The organism is Motilimonas sp. 1_MG-2023, from assembly GCF_030547455.1.
In the GTDB taxonomy this organism is placed as follows: domain Bacteria; phylum Pseudomonadota; class Gammaproteobacteria; order Enterobacterales; family CBDFNC01; genus Motilimonas.
Genome location: NZ_JAUOPX010000022.1, coordinates 29,892 through 52,430 on the forward strand (window position 1 = coordinate 29,892; position 22,539 = coordinate 52,430).

Annotated in this window: 15 protein-coding genes; 10 read left to right on the forward strand and 5 right to left on the reverse strand. The window is 43.6% G+C overall.

Annotation, left to right across the window (positions count from 1 at the left end):
- Entirely contained in the window at window positions 1-1,410 is a 1,410-nt protein-coding gene (locus tag Q4519_RS12670; RefSeq protein WP_303512737.1) for an SLC13 family permease, read from the reverse strand.
- Window positions 1,411-1,698: 288 nt separating this feature from the next.
- Window positions 1,699-2,352: a M50 family metallopeptidase gene (locus tag Q4519_RS12675; RefSeq protein WP_303512740.1), complete on the reverse strand. Its 654-nt coding sequence runs from the start codon at window positions 2,350-2,352 to the stop codon at window positions 1,699-1,701.
- Between the two features lie 212 nt (window positions 2,353-2,564).
- Here Q4519_RS12675 and Q4519_RS12680 point away from each other — a divergent pair, with 212 nt between their 5' ends.
- The 8 genes from Q4519_RS12680 to Q4519_RS12715 all read left to right on the forward strand — a co-directional run bounded on the left by Q4519_RS12680 (window position 2,565) and on the right by Q4519_RS12715 (window position 15,961).
- Window positions 2,565-6,008 carry a response regulator gene (locus Q4519_RS12680; protein WP_303512742.1) on the forward strand — a complete coding sequence of 1,148 codons (3,444 nt, stop codon included), beginning with the start codon at window positions 2,565-2,567 and terminating at the stop codon, window positions 6,006-6,008.
- Window positions 6,009-6,448: 440 nt separating this feature from the next.
- Window positions 6,449-8,125: an ABC transporter substrate-binding protein gene (locus Q4519_RS12685; RefSeq protein WP_303512744.1), complete on the forward strand. Its 1,677-nt coding sequence runs from the start codon at window positions 6,449-6,451 to the stop codon at window positions 8,123-8,125.
- Between the two features lie 159 nt (window positions 8,126-8,284).
- The gene (locus Q4519_RS12690) at window positions 8,285-9,265 is read left to right on the forward strand and encodes an ABC transporter permease (RefSeq protein ID WP_303512746.1); all 981 of its coding nucleotides are present in this window, start codon (window positions 8,285-8,287) and stop codon (window positions 9,263-9,265) included.
- 2 nt (window positions 9,266-9,267) lie between these two features.
- The gene (locus Q4519_RS12695; protein WP_303512748.1) at window positions 9,268-10,194 is read left to right on the forward strand and encodes an ABC transporter permease; all 927 of its coding nucleotides are present in this window, start codon (window positions 9,268-9,270) and stop codon (window positions 10,192-10,194) included.
- Entirely contained in the window at window positions 10,191-11,234 is a 1,044-nt protein-coding gene (locus Q4519_RS12700) for an ABC transporter ATP-binding protein (RefSeq protein ID WP_303512751.1), read from the forward strand. Before Q4519_RS12695 ends, Q4519_RS12700 begins: the two co-directional genes overlap by 4 nt.
- Window positions 11,235-11,253: 19 nt before the next feature.
- On the forward strand, window positions 11,254-12,234 hold the full coding sequence (locus Q4519_RS12705; RefSeq protein ID WP_232803639.1) for an ABC transporter ATP-binding protein: 981 nt from the start codon (window positions 11,254-11,256) through the stop codon (window positions 12,232-12,234).
- Between the two features lie 34 nt (window positions 12,235-12,268).
- Window positions 12,269-13,975, forward strand: coding sequence for a glycoside hydrolase family 9 protein (locus Q4519_RS12710; RefSeq protein WP_303512752.1), 1,707 nt, complete (start codon window positions 12,269-12,271; stop codon window positions 13,973-13,975).
- 162 nt (window positions 13,976-14,137) lie between these two features.
- On the forward strand, window positions 14,138-15,961 hold the full coding sequence (locus tag Q4519_RS12715) for a beta-N-acetylhexosaminidase (protein ID WP_303512754.1): 1,824 nt from the start codon (window positions 14,138-14,140) through the stop codon (window positions 15,959-15,961).
- 41 nt (window positions 15,962-16,002) lie between these two features.
- Here the strand turns inward: Q4519_RS12715 and Q4519_RS12720 are convergent, their stop codons facing one another.
- From Q4519_RS12720 to Q4519_RS12730, 3 genes are read right to left on the reverse strand one after another with little or no spacing between them, the layout of a single operon-like run.
- Window positions 16,003-16,773 (reverse strand): metal ABC transporter permease, encoded by a 771-nt coding sequence (locus Q4519_RS12720; RefSeq protein ID WP_303512755.1) that lies wholly within the window; start codon window positions 16,771-16,773, stop codon window positions 16,003-16,005.
- 9 nt (window positions 16,774-16,782) lie between these two features.
- Complete coding sequence (locus Q4519_RS12725; protein ID WP_303512757.1) at window positions 16,783-17,676, reverse strand: metal ABC transporter solute-binding protein, Zn/Mn family; 894 nt, start codon at window positions 17,674-17,676, stop codon at window positions 16,783-16,785.
- On the reverse strand, window positions 17,666-18,859 hold the full coding sequence (locus tag Q4519_RS12730) for a hypothetical protein (protein ID WP_232803644.1): 1,194 nt from the start codon (window positions 18,857-18,859) through the stop codon (window positions 17,666-17,668). Before Q4519_RS12730 ends, Q4519_RS12725 begins: the two co-directional genes overlap by 11 nt.
- A 168-nt stretch (window positions 18,860-19,027) precedes the next feature.
- On the opposite strand from Q4519_RS12730, the gene Q4519_RS12735 reads away from it, so the two are divergent.
- Window positions 19,028-20,359: a hypothetical protein gene (locus Q4519_RS12735; RefSeq protein ID WP_303512760.1), complete on the forward strand. Its 1,332-nt coding sequence runs from the start codon at window positions 19,028-19,030 to the stop codon at window positions 20,357-20,359.
- A 409-nt stretch (window positions 20,360-20,768) separates the two neighbouring features.
- Window positions 20,769-22,529: a gamma-glutamyltransferase gene (ggt, locus tag Q4519_RS12745; RefSeq protein ID WP_303512763.1), complete on the forward strand. Its 1,761-nt coding sequence runs from the start codon at window positions 20,769-20,771 to the stop codon at window positions 22,527-22,529.
- Window positions 22,530-22,539 lie beyond the last annotated feature (10 nt).

The window sequence follows — 22,539 nt, forward strand, 5'->3', positions numbered from 1 at the left end:
TTAAATAAACCCAATAACCGTTAATAAATACACCATTGCAAAGGTCATCAATAGCCCTATAACACCAATACTGGCCCCCACTTTTGCCATTTGCTTAGTATTGATATGACCTGAAGCGTGAGCCAATGCATTAGGCGGTGTGCTAATCGGTAAAGACATTCCCAGAGAAGCAGCAAAGGTTACGCATAAAATAAGCGCAACTTGACCGCCGTAGGGTAGCAACGAATGCATTGAGAGTCCCAAAGCGGCAACAATCGGCATTAGTAAGTTAGCCGTAGCGGTATGTGACATAAAGTTAGCCATTAACAAACACAGCACCGACGCCCCGCCAATGATCACCAAGGGCGAGAAATCACCAAATGGAATGGCCGCCACCGCATTGGCGGCTAAACCGGTTTTTTCCAGCCCTAAACCAAGGGCGATACCACCAGAAACTAACCAAAGCACATCCCAAGAAATCTTTTTTAAATCCTCCTTGGTGATGATTTTTGTCACTGAAAACACCGCCACAGGGATCAACGCCACCACATAAGCATTCATGCCATGAATACCGCCCATTAACCAAAGTAAAATGGTTAAAGTAAAAGTACAATAAACAACAATGGCTTGCGGTGTTTTTAAAAAGCGTCCCTTAATAGTCAGCTCTATTTTATCGGTATCAGCGGGAAATAACCGACTTAGCATAAACCAAGACACAGCCAATAAAATAATCACAAAAGGCACACCAAACGCCATCCACTCACCAAAGGTAATCAGCTTATCGCCCACTAGATATTTCAAAGCTATCGCATTTGGCGGGGTGCCAATGGGAGTACCGATGCCCCCAACATTAGCTGCCACAGGAATGGCCAAGGCAAAGCCCACCTTACCTAAGTCATCTTTGGCAAAAACGGCCAATACTGGTGTTAATATGGCTAACATCATCGCAGTGGTCGCGGTATTACTCATAAACATCGAAAAGACGGCGGTAATCATCATGAGGCCTAACATCACGTATTTAGGTTGTTGGCCAAAGGGTTTCAGTAATACCCGCGCCAAGTTCACATCAAGCCGGTATTTAGTCGCCGCCATCGCCAGAAAAAAACCACCTAGAAACAGCATAATGATTGGCGATGCGAAAGTGGCCATGATGTCTTTGTAGCTGAGCAGTATCCCTAAATCGGGTGATGCTTGCTGAGTAAACCACAGCCCTTTATCTGACACGAACAGCAGTTCAAGGACAATAATCAGCACTGATGTCGCGTAAATAGGAATAGGCTCCAATACCCAACACAAAGCAGCCAGCACAAATATCGCGATAATCCGCTGCTCAGCCAAGGTGATGTTCTCAATCGGAAACCAACTAAGCGGCAGAGATAAAATTATCCCGGGAATAAGAATAGGAAATAAATACTTAAAATATTGTTTCATCGTTCCTTGATCCTGCCAAACCAACCAATGGGCTGATTTAAAAGTAAGAGATAATTACTTTGGCATTTAAAAGGAAAAATACTGTGAAATAGCGCAGACAACCCAAAATATACAGTGGATTTAGATCAATGAATGCTCGAATAACGGTGTTATACCCTATCACCGCGTTTTCACTACATTGTTAAGCTAATTTAAAAAGGTGCCGACATTCCTGCATTAGCGACCCTAGTATTGAAAACACAAAGGGGCGCTGAAACAGGCATCTTCAAGTTGATTGGGTATGACCAGTTACGCCTTGTCAGTAACAGCTCGGCTATTCGATTTAAATAACGCCCAACAAAACACGACCACACTTAATGCGCACCATAATCCACCCCAAAGCCAAGTAAAACCAAAAAACTCTTCGGCTAACATGGCCGCATCTGAACGTTGATGTGCATTGGCAATAGTGTCTTGGTAGACGTCAAATGGCACATAGCAAAGACTGGCTAAACCAATCAATTGCAACAGTGTTTGCTGCCAAAACAAGCTAAGGTAATAACGAGTAAGGCCAAGTACTAATGCTCCACCTAGGCTAAATAACAAGGTAAACATTGAACCAAAGAAAAACACACCAATTAACACAAAACATGCCACGAGTAACCAAAGCAAATTATTAACATGGCTAAAGCGGTATAAGAGTGCTCCACATAGAATCGATCCCAAATAGCCTGCCGATAAAATAAGAAATCGGCTTCCCCCTGCAGAAATAACATGACCCGATTGATCCGCTGAAACAACAAAACTAATGACACGACCGCCAGTAAGCCAGGTCATCAAGGCATGACTAAATTCGTGAAAATAGACAACCAAAATTTTCAGCGGCAACACCCAAATAGTATTCCAGGTTAAATACAAAACAATCACTAAGGTGAGTGTTAAAAGTGTTCGATAGTGATTCATACTAAACCCCGAGATAATTTTATAATTTTGTGATTGTAAGTCTCGTTGTGTAGATTGAAAACTAGGCCTTCTTTCTGAGAGACTATAAGATGTCCAAGGATTTAAGGACGTGATTTACCGAATTATATCGGCACCTCGGAGAATATAAATACCTCATGGTTGAAAAAAGAAAGTTAACTGGATTACGCTCTAAGCTTATGTTGGCATTTTTAATGCTGAGTATTGTGCCGTTTTCTACAATCTCAATATTGTTCTTATATTCCTATTCAAAAGACCTTACTTTACAAACTACCAGCCATTTAGTGTCAGTTCGGGAAATTAAAAAAAGCCAAGTTAGAGACTATTTCAGAGAACTCAAACAACAAGCCAGTCTATTTTCTCAATCCGATTTTGCGAAAGCCTCCATCGGTCGATTTTATGGTTTTAGCGCCGCCTTTGAACGTTTAGGGCCAACCATTGAAAGCGCTCGTGTAACAGCGCAACAACTATACGAGCCAGGGGGTTGGGACAAGTATAAAGCGCCAGAGCAAGACAGTGAACAACAAGAGAAGTTTAAATCCATTGAACAAGGCGATGGCTTGTACAAAAGGGTTCACCTGCGTTATCACAAAGAATATGCCAAATTAGTGCGAGAGTCTGATTTCTCCGATATTTTACTCGTTGACGAAACAGGTAACGTGGTTTATTCCGTCACAAAACAAGCCAACTGGGGTACAAACCTCATTAACGGTCAATATAAAACGACTTCATTAGCGGACTCATTTCAGAAATTAAAAATACAGATGGATCAGGTTAAAAACCCTTCCGAACTTTACCATTTCTCTGATTTTGCCCTAAATCCACTGACTAACGAGGTTGTGGCTTACCTTAGTTTACCGATCATGCAACATTCTTATGTACGCGGCGTAATTATTTTTGAAATATCAAATAAAGGCCTCAATGCCTTAATGAGTGATCGCGAAGGGTTGGGTAAAACAGGCGAAACCTTTATAGTGGGCTCTGATAACAAACTCCGCTCTGACCTGTCTTTAACACCTGAATATTCAGTGTTCAATAGCTTTACCAATAGCCAATATACAATGTCGTCCCCCCCCGTATCCGATGCGCTTAATGGAAAAAGCGGTGCCGGTCGATTTGGCAGTTATCGTCAAGAAGAAGTATTGGCAGCCTACACTAGATTAAACGTCTTCGATCAGCCTTGGGCGCTGATCTCCGAAATATCCGTCGATGAAGCTTTTGCCCTCACTCGCCAACTAGAGAAATTAGTATTGTCATTTGCGTTTTTCTCGGTATTGCTGTTTATCATGTTTTCTCGTTGGCTATCTAACACCATTACTGCGCCTTTGTTGAATCTAACTTGGTCAGCAGAATTAGTGGCAGCTGGCGACTTAGAAAAACCCATCCGCGGTGCTAACCCAGAAGGCGATGAGATTTGCCGATTAGCCCATAGTTTTGCTCATATGCAGTATTCCGTACGAGAAAAACTGCAGCTAATTAACCTGCAAAAACAAGAGCTGGAAAGCCAAGTTGAATTAATTCAAAAGCAAAATGAAGAGCTGCAACAAGCCGACAAATTAAAAGATGAGTTTCTTGCTAACACCTCCCATGAACTAAGAACGCCAATTCACGGCATAGTCGGTATGGCTGAATCCATGATAGCCGGTAGCGCGGGAGAACTCAGCGAGTCACAAAGACAGCAGCTATCACTCATCATTCGCAGCAGTGAAGGCTTAGCACGCTTAGTTAATGACTTACTTGATTACCACAAAATGCGTTACGGCCAGCTGCCAATTAAAATGCAAGCCATTGATTTGAAATCCGTAATAAACCTAGTATTTGAATTGTGCCACCACTTAACGGGCAATAAACCGCTGCGTTTGATCAATCAATGCCCAGACGACCTCCCAGTGGTGTATGCGGATGAGTTACGCCTAGAACAAGTGCTTTATAATCTGATCGGTAATGCAATTAAGTACACCCCTGAAGGCAAGGTAGTGCTGGGGGTTGAAACTTATGAACATGAACTGCGCATTACCATCACCGATACTGGCATCGGCATGAATGAAGCTCAGTTAAAACATATTTTTGAGCCATTGGTGCAAATTCGTAACAGCCGTAATCATGCTAAAGCGGGCTATGGTTTAGGTTTATCTGTCAGTAAACAGCTAGTCAGTTTGATGCAAGGCGAGCTCACCGTCACCAGTAAACCTGATTTAGGTTCGGTGTTCAGTTTTACGCTGCCGATACATGAAAACCAAGACATCTCGCCATTAGTGGTAAGCGATAACCCACAGCATCATTTACTACTCGATGAGCCAGTTGATTTAAAGATTAATAATTTCGTTGAAAAGCCAGTTGTACCTCAGGAAGTTTCTGATCAAGCGAACACTATTTTAGTAGTCGATGATGAAGTCATTAACTTACAAATCATGCAAAACCTGTTGAGCTTACAGGGTTATCAAGTGTACTGCTGTCAAGATGGCCAAGAAGCCCTTGCTGTACTTGACGTTGAACAGCCTGATTTGTTGCTAATAGACGTGATGATGCCAACCATGACTGGCTTTGAACTTTGTCAAAAGGTACGAGAAAAATTCGATCGCTTAACCCTGCCTGTGATCTTTTTAACTGCCCTCAATCAACCCAAAGACCTGTTAGAAGGCTTTGAGGCGGGAGCGAACGATTATTTAGTAAAACCATTTTGTAAAGATGAATTATATGCGCGTATTAATGCACATATACAAGCAAAGTTAGCTAACGATCATCGCATTGAGAACACGCTGCTGAAACAAGAAATTTCACAACATATTGAGACTCAACAAGGGCTGCAAAATACGCAAACTAAGCTGCTCACTATGCTAGAGCAAGCTGATGAAGCCTTACTGGGAATAAGCAGCGAAGGGATCATTGATTTTGTTAGTACTGGGGCTGAAAGCTTATTCGATCTTGAACGTGAACTGCTGCTCAATACCCATATAGACAGAGTCCTGATGGCCCCTTTTAAGGCACAATTAGAAGCCAATCATGATCCTGAAACGGAAACCCAAGAGTTTGAGTTAGCATGTAAAAGAGCTAAAGGGCCGTTTGCCGAGAAGGTGACAATTTCGCCTGCAACCTTTGGTCAAAAACGGGGCTGGAGCCTCATCTTTCATTGTATGCCAGAGAACAGCCAAAGCTTAACCGGGCGTCATAGCAATGAAAAAGTACAAGCGCTTACCAGCGCCATTACTTCGTTATCCAAGTACGTATTGACGACAGACCAGCAATTAATCAACGAACTACGCGCGTTAGGGCCTGACTTTTCTTTACTCGCCGATAAACTCAGTGTCGATCATGATGGAGATGGGTTGCGTAACCAGATCGTTGAAACCATGAAAACCGCTCTTGAGCTTTGGCAAGGTTCAACAGGTGAGGGAAAAATAGAACTCGCCGAAAAAAGTAAACTATGGCGTGTTTATTTAGACCGTAGCTCACTGCAAACACGCACCTTAGATAAGTACTTACAAATTGATACATTGCCCAAATCACCGCGCTGGCGTACTGTGTTGAGCACTGCTGAGTACGTATTATCACACTGTAAATTAAGTGATCCAGATCGTGAAAAACTAGAGCAAGCTAAAGTGGCGCTGCGTACTCAAGTCAATAAATCGGAGAGCTAAAAACCTTCCCTCCTGATCTCACCCGTCCCTAGGTGAGATCAGGATCACAACTTCGTTATCTATCAGCCCATCAGCCTCTTCATCGATTCAGCATTTCTATGTGACCGTTCTCACAAACACTTCATTATCGGGCAAAAAAACGACAAATAAGCATTCTTTATTTGCAGCAAGAAAAAACCTATCTAATTGTTTTAAATGGATTTACCTACAAAAAGTACGGGATTAACGTGAGTTGCTTCACGCTTAACGAAATCGACGACGAAAACATTTGCGTGTTGCCGCCGAAATTGGTGTTATATAGCCCGTTGGTGACAAACATTAATCGAGTCATTTGTTAATAAAACAATGGAACTCAAAAAACCAGCGGTTGGACAAGTGGAAGTCCAAAAGGACTACGACTTGTTCGCTTCTCATATACAAGGAATGGAAAAGGAATTGTTATGCTTGCTAAGTTAACTAAGATTTCTACCGCAGTAGCAATGGGTGCTACTATGATCGCAGGAGCTATCTCTGCTCCAGCAATGGCTGCTGATAAAGCAACTCTTACACTAGTTTCTGAATTGAAGCCAGCTTGGGTTCGTAACTTCAACCCTCTTACAGTTACTTCACGTCTTGCTACAACTAACCAATTCATTTACGAGCCACTACTAATCGTAAACGAAATCAAAGGTGGTGCAGTTGAGTACCGTCTAGCAAACAAACACTACTTCTCTGACGACCTAAAAACAGTTTTCTTTGAACTGAAAAAAGACGTTAAATGGTCTGACGGTCAAGCATTCAACGCAGACGACGTAGTTTACTCTCTAGGTCTAGCAGCAGCTGGCGGCGCATTTGACGTTGCAGGTATTAGCTCTAAAATTTCTGGCGTTAAAAAAGTTGACGATTTCAAAGTTGCAGTAACTCTTTCTGAAGTGAACACAGGTGTTGTATCTGAAATCGTTCGCGCTCCAATCGTTGCTGAGCACATCTTCTCTAAGCAAGCTGACCTAGCTACGTTTGCTAACGAAAACCCAGTAGGTACTGGTCCTTTCACAGAAGTTGATACTTTCACTCCACAGCTTTACGTTCAATGTCGTAACCCTAACTACTACGAGAACGATAAACTAGCTGTTGACTGTATCAAAATGCCACAGCTTGCTAACAACGACCAGCTACTTGCTGCAGCAATCAAAGGCGACCTAGACTGGACTTCAGCGTTCATTCCAGATATCGACCGTGTACTTGTTAGCCAAAACAAACACTACCACTACTGGTTCCCTGCTGCGGGTTCTGCATCTTTCATGCTTAACTTCAAAACGCCAAACAAAGACAATGCTAAAGCGTTCAACGACGTAAACTTCCGTCGTGCATTCTCTATGGCTCTTGACCGTCAAGCAATCGTAGACATCGCTGGTTACGGCTACTGGTCTGTGAACGAGTACCCAGATGCACTAGGTGACCAATTCAAAGCTTGGGCTAACCCAGATGTAATGGCTAAGTACGGTAAGTACAGCAAATTCAACATCGAAGGTGCTAAAGCGCTTCTTAAAGAAGCTGGTTACAAAGACGTTGATGGCGACGGTTTCGTAGAAAACAAAGACGGTTCTAAGATTGAATTTAAAATCCTAGTACCAAACGGTTGGTCTGACTTTGTAAACACAGTACAAATCGGTGTTGAAGGTCTTCAAGAAGTAGGTATCAACGCTAGCGTTTCTACTCCTGAATTTGCAATCCTAAACGAAAAAGTTATGTCTGCTGACTTCGATGCTCAGTTCTCTAACTACTTCGCAGGTCCAGATCCATACATGTACTACAACACTGCTTTCCATTCAGAGCAAATGGACAAAGCACGTTTCGGTGGTCACCACAATGTTGATAAAGAGCTAGATAAACTTATCGATGGCTTCAACAAAACTGGCAACCAAGACGAGAAGCTAAAAATTGTTTACCAAATCCAAGAGAAAATTGGATCTAACCAAACAACTATGGCTGCTATGAGCACGAACTACAACTACCAGTACAACACTAAGCGTTTCACTGGTTGGTTCAACGAAAGCAACCCACAAGCGCGTCCAGTAGTATGGCCTGATACACCAGAGCGTCTACTTCACGTACTAAATCTTAAGCCAGTTAAATAATTAACTGACTAAGACATCAAGCCTCTCCCCCGGGAGGGGCTTTACTTTAACGTAAACCTTCTAATTCGACCTTTTTTACACTCGCGTATCCCCTTTTGGATACATACCTGGAAACAGCTAGAGTGGCCCGAATGGAAGCAAATAAATAGGTGTAGAGATATGGGATTTATATTAAGACGTCTCGTCTTTTACTTTGGTGCCTTTTTGGTAGCCGTTGTAATTAACTTCTTCTTGCCGCGCATGATGCCCGGTGATCCAGTCGATGCAATGCTTGCACAAGGTGCGAGATTTACTGCAGAGCAAATCGCAAACTTACGATTAACTTTTGGTGTCGACCAACCCCTTTATCAACAATTTTTTACTTACTTAGGTGATGTATTCACACTTGAGCTAGGTAACTCAACCTTTTTCAGTAACATGCCTGTATCAGAAGTACTGGCTAACGCTTTTGGTTGGACCCTGTTCTTAACAGGTACTGCAACTATTTTAGCGTTTATGTTCGGTGCGACATTAGGTATTGTTGCAGCTTGGTACCGTGGTGGTAAGTTCGACAGTATCGCTTCACCGCTGTCTTTAGTACTACAAGCAACCCCACAGCTGGTTTTTGGTATCGTGGTATTATTCTCTTTAGGTGTAACGTGGGACTTAATTCCTATCAGTTATGCTTACGATCCAGAGCTAACCCCTGATTTCACATCATGGGAATTCATACAAAATGTACTTCTTCACGCTGTCGGCCCTATCTTCTGTATCTTCATTGTACAGTTAGGTGGTTTCTTAGTGCCAATGCGTAACAACATGATTAACTTACTTAACGAAGACTACATCACCATGGGTAAGGCGAAAGGCCTATCAAATATCCGCGTGATGTTAAACTACGGTGCGCGTAACGCGATCTTACCAAGTGTAACCGCATTATCTATGGCATTAGGTTTTGTTGTAGGTGGTGCACTGGTTGTTGAGGTTATCTTCAACTATCAAGGTTTAGGTTCAGTGCTTTACAACGCCATTATCAACCGTGACTATCAGCTCATCCAAGGCCAGTTACTTATCATGACAGTGTTCATGCTAGCGTTTAACTTTTTAGCCGATGTGTTGTATGTATTCTTGGATCCTCGTCTTCGTAAGGGTGGTAAATAATTATGGGTTTTATCAATCTTTTAACTCGTAACAAAAAGGCACTATTTGGTCTTTGTATTGTCGGGTTCTTCGTGTTTATTTCGATTTTTGCTCCGTTCATCACGCAGTACGATGCTAAAAAACGTGTAACTAAATCACACGTACCACCAAGTGAAGAGCATGTATTAGGCTCTACTCGTATGGGTCGTGACGTATTTGCGCAAACCTTATACGGTGGCCGCGTGTCACTGGCGGTTGGTTTTGGCGCAGGTATCATAGTAGTTGCAATGGCCGTTGCCATTGGTATTACAGCGGGTTACTTCGGTGGCCTAATCGATGAAGTACTAAGCTCACTAATGAACATTATGCTCGTTATCCCGCAGCTACCGCTGTTAATGGTATTGGCGGCTTTTATCGGGGAGGTAAGCCCAATGGTTATTGCCCTTATAATCGGTCTCACGTCCTGGGCGTGGGGGGCGCGCGTTGTTCGCTCTCAAACCTTAGCGGTACGTGAAAAAGAGTTTGTTGTAGCCGCTCAAGTACTAGGTGAGCCTTCATGGCGCATCATCTTGATTGAAATTCTACCTAACTTAGTTTCAATCATCGGTGCAAGTTTCATCGGCTCGGTAATCTACGCTATCATGACCCAAGCAACCCTTGAGTTCCTAGGCCTAGGTGATCCAACGTCTGTAACTTGGGGTACGCAATTATTTAACATGCAAAAAACTTCAGCTATCCACATTGGTGCGTACTGGGAAGTATTCTCTCCAATTGTTGTAATCGCTTGTGTGGGCGCAGGTCTTGCCCTATTAAACTTCGCGGTTGATGAAATTGCTAACCCACAACTACGTTCACACGTTGGCCTTAAACGTTGGAAGCAAATCACAGCACAAAAAGAAGCAGAAGCAGCAGCACAAGAAACAACAGCACAACAAGGAGCAGCATCATGAGCGTAAACCAAGCTAACGCATCTGTTCATGATAAAACAGACATTCAACTTTCTGTCCGTAACCTATGTGTTGATTACATTACCAGCAATGGCGATGTACGTGCAGTAAGTAACGTTTCATTTGATATCGGTCGCGGTGAAGTATTTGGCCTAGCGGGTGAGTCTGGTTGTGGTAAATCGACGGTTGCCTTCTCGGTATGTCGTTTACATAAGCCACCAGCGTTTATCTCAGGCGGTGAAATCGTTTTTAACGGTCGTGACATTCTTAAGTTTGACGACGAGCAATTACGTGAATACCGCTGGAAAGAATCAGCTATGGTGTTCCAAAGTGCAATGAACAGCTTAAACCCTGTTTTAACACTTGAAGAGCAATTTTGTGACGTATTACTTGCGCATACCAACATGACACGTCAAGAGTGTATTAAGCGCGCAGGCCAATTGCTTGAAGTGGTTGATATTCACCCTAGCCGTTTATCCGATTACCCTCACCAGTTCTCTGGTGGTATGCGTCAACGTCTTGTTATTGCTATTGCATTAGCATTGAACGCAAAACTCATCATCATGGATGAGCCAACAACGGCACTTGACGTAGTGGTTCAACGTGAAATTTTACAAAAAATCTATCAATTAAAAGAAGAGTTTGGCTTCTCAATCCTCTTCATTACGCACGATATCAGCTTAATGGTCGAGTTTTGTGACCGTATCGGTATCATGTACGCAGGTGAGCTTGCAGAAGTAGCACCCGCGAAAAACATTTTAACTAAACCTAACCACCCTTATACCGAAGGTTTAGGTAATGCGTTCCCTCCTCTACACGGTGAGAAAAAACGTCTTGTTGGTATTCCAGGTACACCATTGAACCTGTTTGAAGTACCTGTGGGCTGTCGCTTCCAAGCGCGTTGTCCTTACGTTAAAGACATCTGCCGTAAAGAGTACTGTAAGTTAACTGAGGTTGCCCCAGGTGAGTTCTCAGCTTGTCATCTACACAAAGATGGCATCGTTGACATCATCGCATTAGAAAAGCAACCGGTTCAGGGCTAGTAGGATTGAGAGAAGCATTATGAGCAATAATAATCCAATAATTGAAGTTAAAAATCTGGTTAAAGACTTTCCTATCAATGCCAATGCCTTGAAGAAGAGTCACATGCGAGCATTGAACGATGTTTCGTTCAACCTTTATAAAGGCCGCGCATTAGCCATCGTAGGTGAATCAGGCTCAGGTAAATCAACCAGCGCTAAGATCATTGCGAAAATGTACAGCCGCACAGCAGGTATGGTGAAATACCACGGCCGTGACATTGATGAATTTAATCACAAACAATCATTAATGGAATACCGTGAAAGTGTGCAAATGATTTTCCAAGACCCATTTGGCTCTTTGAACCCAACGCACACTATTTTCCATCATTTAGCTCGTCCATTGTTGTTACATAAAAAAGTAACGAGTAAAGCGGATCTACCTGGTCGAATTTACGAACTACTTGAACGTGTGGGTTTAACGCCAGCAAAAGAAACGGCTGAAAAGTTCCCGCATCAGCTTTCTGGTGGTCAACGCCAACGTGTGAACATTGCACGTAACTTAGCGGTTGAGGCAGAAATAATCCTTGCCGATGAACCAACATCAATGCTTGACGTGTCAATTCGTCTAGGTGTTTTAAACCTAATGGAAGACATGAAAAATGATGGCATCTCAATGATGTACATCACGCACGATATCGCCACTGCGCGCTACCTAGCAGAAGATATTGGTGTCATGTATGTTGGTCACTTAGTTGAATGGGGTGAAGTAGACGAAGTACTACAAAAACCAGCGCACCCTTACACTCAGCTGCTTATGTCTGCGGTACCCAACCCAGAAAAGAGTATCCATGACAACCTAGAAGGTGGTCGTAAAGGAGAAATTCCACTATGGACTCCAGAAAGTGTTGGTTGTCCGTTCTCTGGCCGTTGTTTACAGGTAATGGATAAGTGTAACCAAGCGTTACCTGAACCAAAAGAGATCGCGCCGAACCACTTCGTACGTTGTTTCTTACACGAGTAATAAGCAAGAAATATAGATAATAAAGGATCCTGCCATGCAGCTACTGACTAACCACATTGGTTATCAAGTTGGCGCAAATAAAGTGGCAGTCATCAAAGCAAAAGCCGGACTTGTTATGAGCCCGGCTTCTTTGATTTCATGCCAGGATAAAAGCGTATGTTTTACAACTGAAATAGTACCGCACGGATGCGTTGACCAGTGGAGTGACTGGTACTTCTACCAAATAGATTTTTCTGAATTTGATCAGCAAGGGGAATTTGCAATTGTCGTCGAAAATGATGGGGAAACCTTCAGTTCACACCCCTTCTGCATTGCCGAAGAACTACTACTAAATCGTACTTTGTCTGATAACTTATTTTACTTCAAAGGCCAGCGCAGCTCTGGGTCCTTTGATAAAGCCGATCAAAATTTACCTTTTTGGGGAAATGAGCAAAAAACAGCCGACGTGCGTGGCGGCTGGTTTGATGCCAGCGGTGACATGAGTAAATATCTCAGTCACCTATCTTATGCTAATTACCTCAATCCTCAGCAAATTCCCATGGTGGTTTGGAATTTAATCCGTTGCCATCGAGAGCTGGGGAAATCGGATAATATCAGCAAGGTGAACCTCAATAAGCGCATCCTCGATGAAGCTTTGTTTGGTGCTGACTTTTTGATGCGGGTATTGGATAAAGATGGCTACTTTTATATGACGATTTTTGATCAATGGAGCAAAAACGTTAATAACCGTCATATCTGCGCCTATGAAACCCAAAAAGGCACTAAGACGGAACAGTGGCAAGCAGCCTTCCGCCAAGGTGGTGGAATCAGTATCGCAGCTCTGGCTGCAGCTTCTCAGTTAGCACCCGAGGGGGAATTTGCCCCTGCGCAATACCTAGCTGGGGCCGAGCAAGCTTATGCCCATTTATGTGAAAATAATCGCGCTTACTGCGATAATGGCAAAGAAAACATCATTGATGAATATTGTGCCCTACTCGCCGCCATTGAGCTATTCAAAGCAACCAAAGATCAGCGCTACTTATCTGAATCTCGCCGTTGGGCAAAACGCTTGCAAGCGCGGCAGGTCAGCGATGAATTGGTCTCTAATTGGTGGACTGTAGAAGAAAACAGCGACCGCCCTTACTTCCACGCAGCAGAAGCTGGCTTGCCAGTTATCAGTCTTATTGAATACAGCAAAATTGAGAGCGATTCCAATTTTCATGCAAGTGTCTTAAAAACCATCAAGCAAGCCATACAGTTTGAGCTTGATATCACAGCAGAAGTCGTTAACCCCTTTGGTTATGGGCGTCAATACGTTAAAGCTGTGGATGAACCCCATAGACGAACTGCTTTTTTTGTCGCACAACAGAATGAATCTGGATATTGGTGGCAAGGTGAAAACGCTCGTTTAAGTTCGTTGGCTAGCGCAGCAAAAATGAGCGCTGAATTGTTTAAGGACAGTGACCCAGAGCTAGCAAAAAATGTACAAGCTTATGCTCAACAACAATTAAACTGGATACTTGGTTTAAATCCATTTGATGCTTGCATGCTTTATGGTCATGGCCATAACAACCCTGAATACATTGATGGTTATCCTAGCGCGCCCGGTGGCATCTGTAATGGCATCACCTCTGGTTTTGATAATGAGAGGGATATCAGCTTAGTGCCTGAAGCGCAAAAAGATGATTTCTTCCAAAACTGGCGTTGGGGCGAACAATGGATCCCCCATGCTGCTTGGTATATATTAGCAATCGCTTTATAGTAAACGCTATTTCCGCTTAACTATTTAAGTTAAGCGGTTTTCTCGGTATCTAACCCGATGTAAGTGATACCTTTATTAATCAACTTTTGAGGTTTTCCTTTGGCTGTCGTACTTGAAATCACAGAATTACGGAACGGCTCGCATAATTATAGTGCAGACTTTATGCTAACCAATCTGAGCCAATCCAGTTTAACGGATTGGACCCTTAACCTATTCTTAGTCGGACTCGTCGACCCTGCTAAGCTTGACGGTGTTGAACTAGTTCGTCAAGACGGTAGCTTTATCGCGCTGAAGCCGAACATGCCAACTAAGTTAGAGCCTGGACAGGTATTCAACTTTACCTTGCTGGTCGACAAGCTTGCGTTAAAAAATATAACCGACCTGCCATCAGGCATTTATCTTTCGTTTGGCGAGAAGGAGCAAATAATACAAGTTGAATTTGCTCCTTTTATCCTCCCTCACGTAGCGGTAACGCCAGCACCGAAACTCAATCAAGCACCACCAAACGCACTGGCTATTATTCCTCAGCCACAACAAGTTGAGCTAAATAATGACACCTTAGCAATACAACAGCATGTTTGGATAAATAACAACCAAGGCCTTGAAGTTGAAAGTCAGGTATTTTTATCCCAACTAAGTAAGCAGCGTTTAGGTAAAGAAAAAAGCACGGTCATTGATTGTCTGTGGGATGATAAATTAACTCTAGAAGCGTACCAAATCGCGATCAAAGACAAAATTGTCGTCTCTGCCGGTAGCAAAGTGGGCTTTGGCCGCGCTTTTGCTAGTTTGGCCCAATGTTTAAATGCAACTTCAGCATTACCTCAGGGTTTCATTAAAGACCAACCCCGATTTGCCTACCGTGGTTTTATGCTTGACTGCGTACGACACTTTCGTAGCGTAGAAAAAATCAAGCAAGTCATCGACCTTTTAGCTTATTACAAATTCAACACATTACATTGGCATTTTACCGATGATGAAGCTTGGCGAATTGAAATTAAAGCCTTTCCCCAGTTAACCGAAACAACCGCTTATCGTGGCCATGGCTTAGCCATAGAATCTCAATTTGGCAGTGGCTCAGATCCCTATGGTGGTTTTTATAGTCAAGAACAAGCAAAAGAAATTGTTGCCTATGCAGCAGAACGACATATCCAAGTGATCCCTGAAATCGATATTCCAGGTCATTCACGCGCGGCCATGAAGGCATTACCGGAGCTGCTAGTCGATCCTGATGATCGCTCACAATATTGCTCAGTGCAGTTTTATACTGATAACGTGCTAAATCCTGCTCTTCCTGGCACTTATCACTTTATTGATCAAGTAATTGATGAGCTATGTGACATCTTTCCAGCACCTTACTTACACGTTGGTGCCGACGAAGTACCTGAAGGTGTGTGGGAGCATTCGGCGATTTGCCAAAAAATGCTAGTAGATAATGGTTACCAAGATTTACGTGAGTTACAAGGTCACTTATTACGTTATGCACAAGATAAGTTACGTCAGAAAGGTAAAACCTTACTCGGTTGGGAAGAAGCCATCCACGGCGACAAACTAGAACAAGATGCGATTATATATGCTTGGCGTGGGGTTGAAAGCTCAATTAAAGCGGCCAATCAAGGCTATCAAGTCATCGCAACACCGGCTCATTTTACCTACCTCGATATGGCTTATAACCGTTCAGAAGTGGAGCCAGGTACCACTTGGGCAACCGATTTTGAGCTTGAAGAGGCTTATTGGTATGAACCGTTAAACGATAACTTATCTGAAACGGGCAAGGCTAATTTACTGGGTGTGCAATATGCGCTTTGGAGTGAATTTGTACGAACTGATAGCCAGTTTGATTACATGGTCTTTCCGCGGTTAATCGCTGGAGCAGAAGTAGCATGGAGTCAACCAGAGCACAAAGATTGGCAAGACTTCCAAGCGCGGCTTAATGTTCATTTTAATTACCTTGATCATCTTGGCATTAAATACCGCCATTATAAATAAACTAAAAAACCACGTTTACCCTGTAAACGTGGTTTTATCGCCTATATAGAAACAAATGATCTTTTAAGTCGCAATATTACCGGCAATACCAGTGCAAAAATACCGATCATCAATACCACTGTTGGCCCAGAAGGTACATCAAGCCACATAGAAAGAGAAAAACCGGTAATTAAGCCCAGTAACCCTATCACTAGGGCCATGCTATTACGCCAATTAGGCAAGCAATACGTTGCTGCAATAGCGGGTATCACCAGCATAGCAAACTCCAAGTAGACTCCTAAGCTTTGTACTAAAAGAGGTATGCTTAACGCAAATAAGCAATAGAAGCCAATACCATCAAGTAACCTTGGTCGCAACCAACGAATGCTCACTAGCCCCCCTGCAAGTAACGCTAACGCAGCCACATCAGTCCAGCTTGACCACAGTAATTGGCCATGTAACAAGCTTGTTGCTCGCTCATGAGCATGAGGCGCTTGACTCACGAGTAAAATGCCTAAGCAGGCGGACATAACATAAAAGGTGCCAATCAACGCCTCTAGGTTGTCCACTTTTTTTGCTTCTAGCCAAGCAATGCCGCCACCAACCACTAAAGCTAGAGCACATGCACCAAGTAGAGGAATCAGCTCATACTGATTAGTCAAATCCGGCCAATAAAGAGTAATAATGAGCATACCTAAGGCCGCAACTTGCGCCATCGCCAAATCAATAAAGATAATACCGCGTTGCAGCACTTGACGGCCCAAAATCAGGTTACAAATTAACGCTAGTACGCCGCAAAATAAAGGAGCCAGTAGCCATATATAATCTGCCACGCTAATTCCTTAATGCTTTGCTAACAACAAATTGATGCTGTTATCAATTAGCGTTATCAGATCATAAGACTGCTCGTTACCACCAACACTTTGCGCCAACACGATCATGGGTAACTGAGTGCGTCCTGCTAGCCACTTCGCGGCTTGCGAATTTTGATGAGAAGCATAAACGATGGCATAAATGTTACCCGGATCAAGCTTCGCGAGCTGAGTTAAATGAGCGGTTGTTGGCGAGACCCCAGGCTTAGGCTCCAAATCGGCAACTTGTGTCATCCCTAACCAAGCAAATAAATAGCGATAGGTGGCGTGGTAACCGACTACTTTTTTCCCTTTTAGAGACAGAGCCTTATTTTTCCAAATCAACATTTTCGCCGCCCAGCGCTGACGAAACGCCTCACCTGCTTGCAAATATTGCGCTGCTCGTTTTGGGTCAAGTTGCTGCAATTTCTCAGACAGTGCTTGAGATATATTTATCATATCCGCAACCGCAAACTGCACATGGGGGTTGCCACCTGCATGCACATCCCCCATCGAGCGATCAACGTGATCATGTTTATCTAGCACTGCGACATAGTCGGTAGTAAAAAATAATCCTTCACCTCCAGGGCTCACCTTGGCATTACGGCTTTGCCTTTGTAGTTCAGGCAACCACCCCACTTCAAGTTCAGCGCCTGAACAAATAACTAAGTCAGCTTGATGCATTTTGTTAATCAAGGACGGCCTGGCTTGAATAAAATGCGGATCTTGAAACGCTGTGGTCGCGCTAAACACCTCTGCCTCAGGGGCATGTACTTTTGCCAAGGACGCCCAATCAGGCTGACAAGCAAATATAGTCAAAGCATGTGCTGGTAAGCTAAGCAGTGCCAATAACCAGCCAGTCAATCGAGTTAAGTTAAAAAGCATGGGCACCGTGCGCTCCGAAAGTCATGATGTATTGCAAAGAAACAATATTATCCCGTTTATCTAAATAATCTTGCTGGCTCACTTGTGCTCTCACAACACCAAAATGCGATGAGTGCCATGCGATAGCAAAATCAATCTCTTTCAGCTGTTCATCTACAAAATGGCCATGGGCGTGATCACCATGTCCATGTACATCATGATTACTCATATGATCAAATTGGCTGTAGCGCGAACTGACAGACCAGTTTGGATTAAATTGATACACGAAAGCACCATAGAACCCCGACAGTGAGCTCGGTGCGCCGTCTAAGCTGCTAAAGCGTTCATCATAAAGATCATCTAGATACAGGTATTCTGCGGTGAAACGTAAATTTTGATATTTATAATTCCCTTGCGGTGCCCATTTCCACGTCAAGTCGGCGCCATAAAGCATACGGCCTGTATATGCAGGGCCATGGTTATGCTCGCCGTGATCATGACTACTATGATCATGACCGCCATGCTCATGCTCACTATGATCATGATCATGTTCACCAAACTGCATATGGCCATTACCATTTCGCAAAACACTGAGGCCTAACATCCAGCTATTTGAATCCCCAATATCGCTACCCGTTTCTATTTTGCCTGCAACCACACCAACTGTAGCGGGATCGTCAAAGCCAGCATCCATCTTTTTTCCTGAAAATGCTTCTGCAGAAACCGCCAAGTAAAACTCAGTTGGTAATAAAGCGCTCACTTGAATACCATCATCAAAATAATGACTTCCCAGTAAAGCGCGGTAAACACCTGGCCGTTCAGTGAAAGCATCCTCATGAGTATGTTTACTATTTAAATAACCAAATTCAGATAAAAACCGTCCCGCTTTTATTTTTAATCCTGCAGGTAAAGCTAAGGTCTCAATGAACGCTTCTTCAAGCTCTATTTCTGTGCTGCCATGATGTGACTCAAATATTCCAGTTAGCACACCGCGAAATTTGTCATCAACGCTGCCCGTTAGGCCTAATTCTGTATGACCTAAGCCAAAGCCTTCATCACGGTGAGAAAAAGCTCGCTGCCCATCTTGGTAAAAACCATCGAGTACAACACTCACATCGGGGCCTGAAATAATAGGGCCAGTATTAGCAAAAACACTACCAGAACACCCCATAACCACTGCATTTATTAACCACTTAACCTTCATTTTTTAATTCCATATCAGCACCTTACATTTAAAAAACGTCTCAAATGAAAGGGGCGAGTTCAAAAAAATTGCGAATGATCCGCTTGCGAAGCTTGGATGTTATAGTATAACATTTCATTAAATCAAGTTAATGATAACAATTAATATTCACAATATTAGGAACTCTGTATGAAACCCAATACCCCTTTAGCTGCATATATAAAGCAACCTTTGCTTGCCCTGCCTATTAGCCTATTACTGGTTGCATGTGGCAATGGCAGTAATGTCGCAGGCAGCGACAATAGTGGCCAAAACCCAACTCCCACTATCGCGCCAAGTCAGCCGGATCCCGCACCAACTAGCGCGCCAGTTTTATCCTATGGCCGCCTTGCTGTTGCAGAGGCAGACCAAACAAACGTCAGACTATTAGATTTAGACTCAGGTAATATTGCAGCCGATATAAGCTTGCAAAACCCCGCGAGTGCGCTTTATCGAAGCCCACAATCTGGCTATGTTGTAGCCATCCAACGTAATCAAGACAAAGTAGAGTTTATTGACTCAGGCCTATTAGGGAGTCAACCTGAAGCCCCCAGTCTGCATTCATTTTCAATAGAGCAAGCGAAACCGACCCACTTTGATTTATCATCCACTGCCGCATCACTGTTTTTTGATGGTGACCAAGGAGCAGGTATCAATGCTGGGTTCCAAGTACTGACAGATAGCAGTATCAAGCAAGCTAAAGCACTAGCAAGTCATGACTTTACACAGGCAATGCACGGCACGGCGCAATTGAGAGGAGAGTTTGCACTGACGACTTTTCGCAGCGACGTAGCGACAACATCACTACCAGACCAAGTCGTAGTAATGCATCAACATAATGATCATTACCATGAGGAAAAAACCATTACGGAATCTTGCCCTGGGCTGCATGGCAGTATGCAGGGTATCCATTGGACAGTATTTGGCTGTGAAGATGGCGTGTTAGCCATCAAGCAAGTTGGGGAAGAATTCAGTGCAATCAAAATCCCCAACATAGCCACCATGGTCGATACTCGCATAGGTACGTTGAAAGGTAGCCACAAACATGACAAGTTTCTTGGTTTAACCAGAACCCAACAAGCATTTTTGGTCGACCCAGAAAATAACCTGATGACAGAAATTCTGTGGCGTGATCAGCCAGAAACGACTTTTTTAGCTTATGGGGTTGATCACCATCAAGCACACTTCCTAATGCTTGATAGCAAAGGTTATCTAGGTGTATATGAAATTGAAGAGGATTTTAAGCGCGTCGCTTATATTAAAGTATTAGATAGCGTGCCAAACTTAAACTCTGGGCAAAAATTCAACATCACATCATCAGGCAGTCAAGCCCACGTTTATATTTCCGATCCGGTCAACAATAACCTGCTCACCGTTGACTTAACGAGCGAAGCGGTTATTAAGCAGCTAGCACTGGCCTTTTCACCCGCCCATATCGCATGGGTTGGCATTGAAAAGGAGCCTGCAGCACACCAACACTAATTTAATTATCGGCCTTGGTGCATAAACCCAAGGCCAATATTCCTTATTACAAATTTCTCGCCTAAACTAGGGTCTGTTGATCTTTGCTGGTTAATTTTTGTTCGAGATAAAAGCGTTTTGAGCAAGGCGAGCAGTGTGTAGCTTAGCATTCTAAGTAAATACTGCTCAACGATGGGCAAAACGCTTTTAGCCGAATCCGTAGGACAGCGTTTGTTGGGTATTTCTACTGCGTTATCGCCTTTTCGTGTAGCTAGCTACACCACAAAAGCGCTGCCTTGTATAAATACCCAACAATTCGCTGCAAAAATAATCACGAAAGATCAACAGACCCTAGCAACACTCGCCAATGCTGAATTACCTGTATAAATTCAGCTAGCTGTACCCAATTTACGTTTAGGAAAAAACGAAGATGAAACCAGCAAGCTTTATCCTCCTGCTTTCCCTGCTATTGCCCATGTCGGCTTTTGCGACTTCACAAGTCAGCGATCAAATCGCACCTGAAGCGGCCACCGGTAATCAATTTCAATCTTTGGTAATAGCTAAGAAGCACATGGTAGTCACTGCAAACCCTCATGCCAGTGAAGCAGCTTTTGCCATACTTAAACAAGGTGGCAGCGCCATTGATGCGATGATCGCCGCACAGCTGGTTCTCGGCTTAGTTGAGCCACAATCATCAGGTATTGGTGGCGGCGCTTTTTTATTGTATTACGATCAAAAAAGTAAGCAGTTACTTAGCTTTGATGGCAGAGAAACAGCGCCAAGCAAAGCTACAAGTGAGCTTTTTATTGACGCCAACCAAAAGCCGATGGGCTTTTTCGATGCCGTGGTTGGAGGTCGATCTGTTGGGGTGCCGGGAGTCATTGACCTGATGTGGCAAACTCATCAGCAATACGGCAAATTACCCTGGCCTAAGTTATTTGCACCAGCCATCCAACTCGCCCAACAAGGATTCCAAGTATCGCCTAGATTGGCTCAATTAGTCGCAATGGATCAAGCGCGTCTAAAACAACATCCAAGTACCCGCTCTTACTTTTTTGATGCCGCTGACCAACCCATTACTGCGGGATACATCCTCAAAAACCCCAGCTACGCGAAGAGCTTAAAAATCATCGCAGAGCAAGGCCGCAATGGCTTTTATCAAGGGATATTAGCCAACCAAATCGTCAAAGCAGTGCAAAACCACCCCACTAACCCAGGGTTACTCAGTTTAACGGATTTAACTCAATACCAAATAAAAACGCGGTCAAATACGTGCGTGCAATACCAACAGGATTACCAAGTATGCGGCATGGGATTACCTTCATCAGGTGGCCTAACCGTTGGTCAAATTTTAGCCCTTAGTGAGCGTGCTAACATTGCGCAATATACTGCCAATAGCGCATCGGCATGGCGTATTATTGGAGATGCCAGCCGCCTTGCCTTTGCTGATCGCGCCAAATACATGGCCGACCCAGACTTTGTAGAAAATAACAGTGAAGCATTACTTAGCCCCGACTATTTAGAAAAGCGCGCGCAGCTAATTAAGCAGTCAAAAGTCGCATTACCTCAGGTAAACGCTGGTCAACCAGAATTATTAGCCAAACAAGCACAAAGTTGGGGAATACAAACCAGTCAATCTTTACCTTCAACAACCCACTTAGTGATCCATGACCAAGCTGGTAATATTGTTTCCATGACATCCAGCATCGAGAATGCCTTCGGCGCGAGAATAATGGTAGGCGGTTTTTTACTAAACAATCAACTAACCGATTTTTCTTTCCAAGCCAAGGCGAATGACAAGCCAATCGCCAATCGAGTGCAAGCCAATAAACGGCCGCGTTCGTCTATGTCGCCCACCTTAGTGTTCAAGCATAATAAACCCTATCTAGCACTTGGCTCGCCGGGCGGCAGCCGCATCATCAATTATGTCAGTCAAGCCTTGATCGCCCACCTTACTTGGGGCATGCCATTGCAACAAGCTATCGAGCTACCCCACTTAGTCAACCAATCAGGTACCTTTGAATTAGAGCAAGGAACATCAAGCAAGCAGCTCAAAACTGAACTAATCAAACTTGGCTATAACACCACAGAGAAAGACCTTAATAGTGGCTTACATGGCTTTGTCATTACCGACCAAGGCATTGAATCCGGGGTAGACCCACGCCGTGAAGGCTTAGCCCTAGGAGAGTAGTGCTAACCAT

Coding starts and splice junctions, on each gene's coding strand:
- Q4519_RS12670 (WP_303512737.1), bottom strand. CDS start 1,410: ATGAAACAATATTTTAAGTATTTATTTCCTATTCTTATTCCCGGGATA.
- Q4519_RS12675 (WP_303512740.1), bottom strand. CDS start 2,352: ATGAATCACTATCGAACACTTTTAACACTCACCTTAGTGATTGTTTTG.
- Q4519_RS12680 (WP_303512742.1), top strand. CDS start 2,565: ATGCTGAGTATTGTGCCGTTTTCTACAATCTCAATATTGTTCTTATAT.
- Q4519_RS12685 (WP_303512744.1), top strand. CDS start 6,449: ATGCTTGCTAAGTTAACTAAGATTTCTACCGCAGTAGCAATGGGTGCT.
- Q4519_RS12690 (WP_303512746.1), top strand. CDS start 8,285: ATGGGATTTATATTAAGACGTCTCGTCTTTTACTTTGGTGCCTTTTTG.
- Q4519_RS12695 (WP_303512748.1), top strand. CDS start 9,268: ATGGGTTTTATCAATCTTTTAACTCGTAACAAAAAGGCACTATTTGGT.
- Q4519_RS12700 (WP_303512751.1), top strand. CDS start 10,191: ATGAGCGTAAACCAAGCTAACGCATCTGTTCATGATAAAACAGACATT.
- Q4519_RS12705 (WP_232803639.1), top strand. CDS start 11,254: ATGAGCAATAATAATCCAATAATTGAAGTTAAAAATCTGGTTAAAGAC.
- Q4519_RS12710 (WP_303512752.1), top strand. CDS start 12,269: ATGCAGCTACTGACTAACCACATTGGTTATCAAGTTGGCGCAAATAAA.
- Q4519_RS12715 (WP_303512754.1), top strand. CDS start 14,138: ATGCTAACCAATCTGAGCCAATCCAGTTTAACGGATTGGACCCTTAAC.
- Q4519_RS12725 (WP_303512757.1), bottom strand. CDS start 17,676: ATGCTTTTTAACTTAACTCGATTGACTGGCTGGTTATTGGCACTGCTT.
- Q4519_RS12730 (WP_232803644.1), bottom strand. CDS start 18,859: ATGAAGGTTAAGTGGTTAATAAATGCAGTGGTTATGGGGTGTTCTGGT.
- Q4519_RS12735 (WP_303512760.1), top strand. CDS start 19,028: ATGAAACCCAATACCCCTTTAGCTGCATATATAAAGCAACCTTTGCTT.
- ggt (WP_303512763.1), top strand. CDS start 20,769: ATGAAACCAGCAAGCTTTATCCTCCTGCTTTCCCTGCTATTGCCCATG.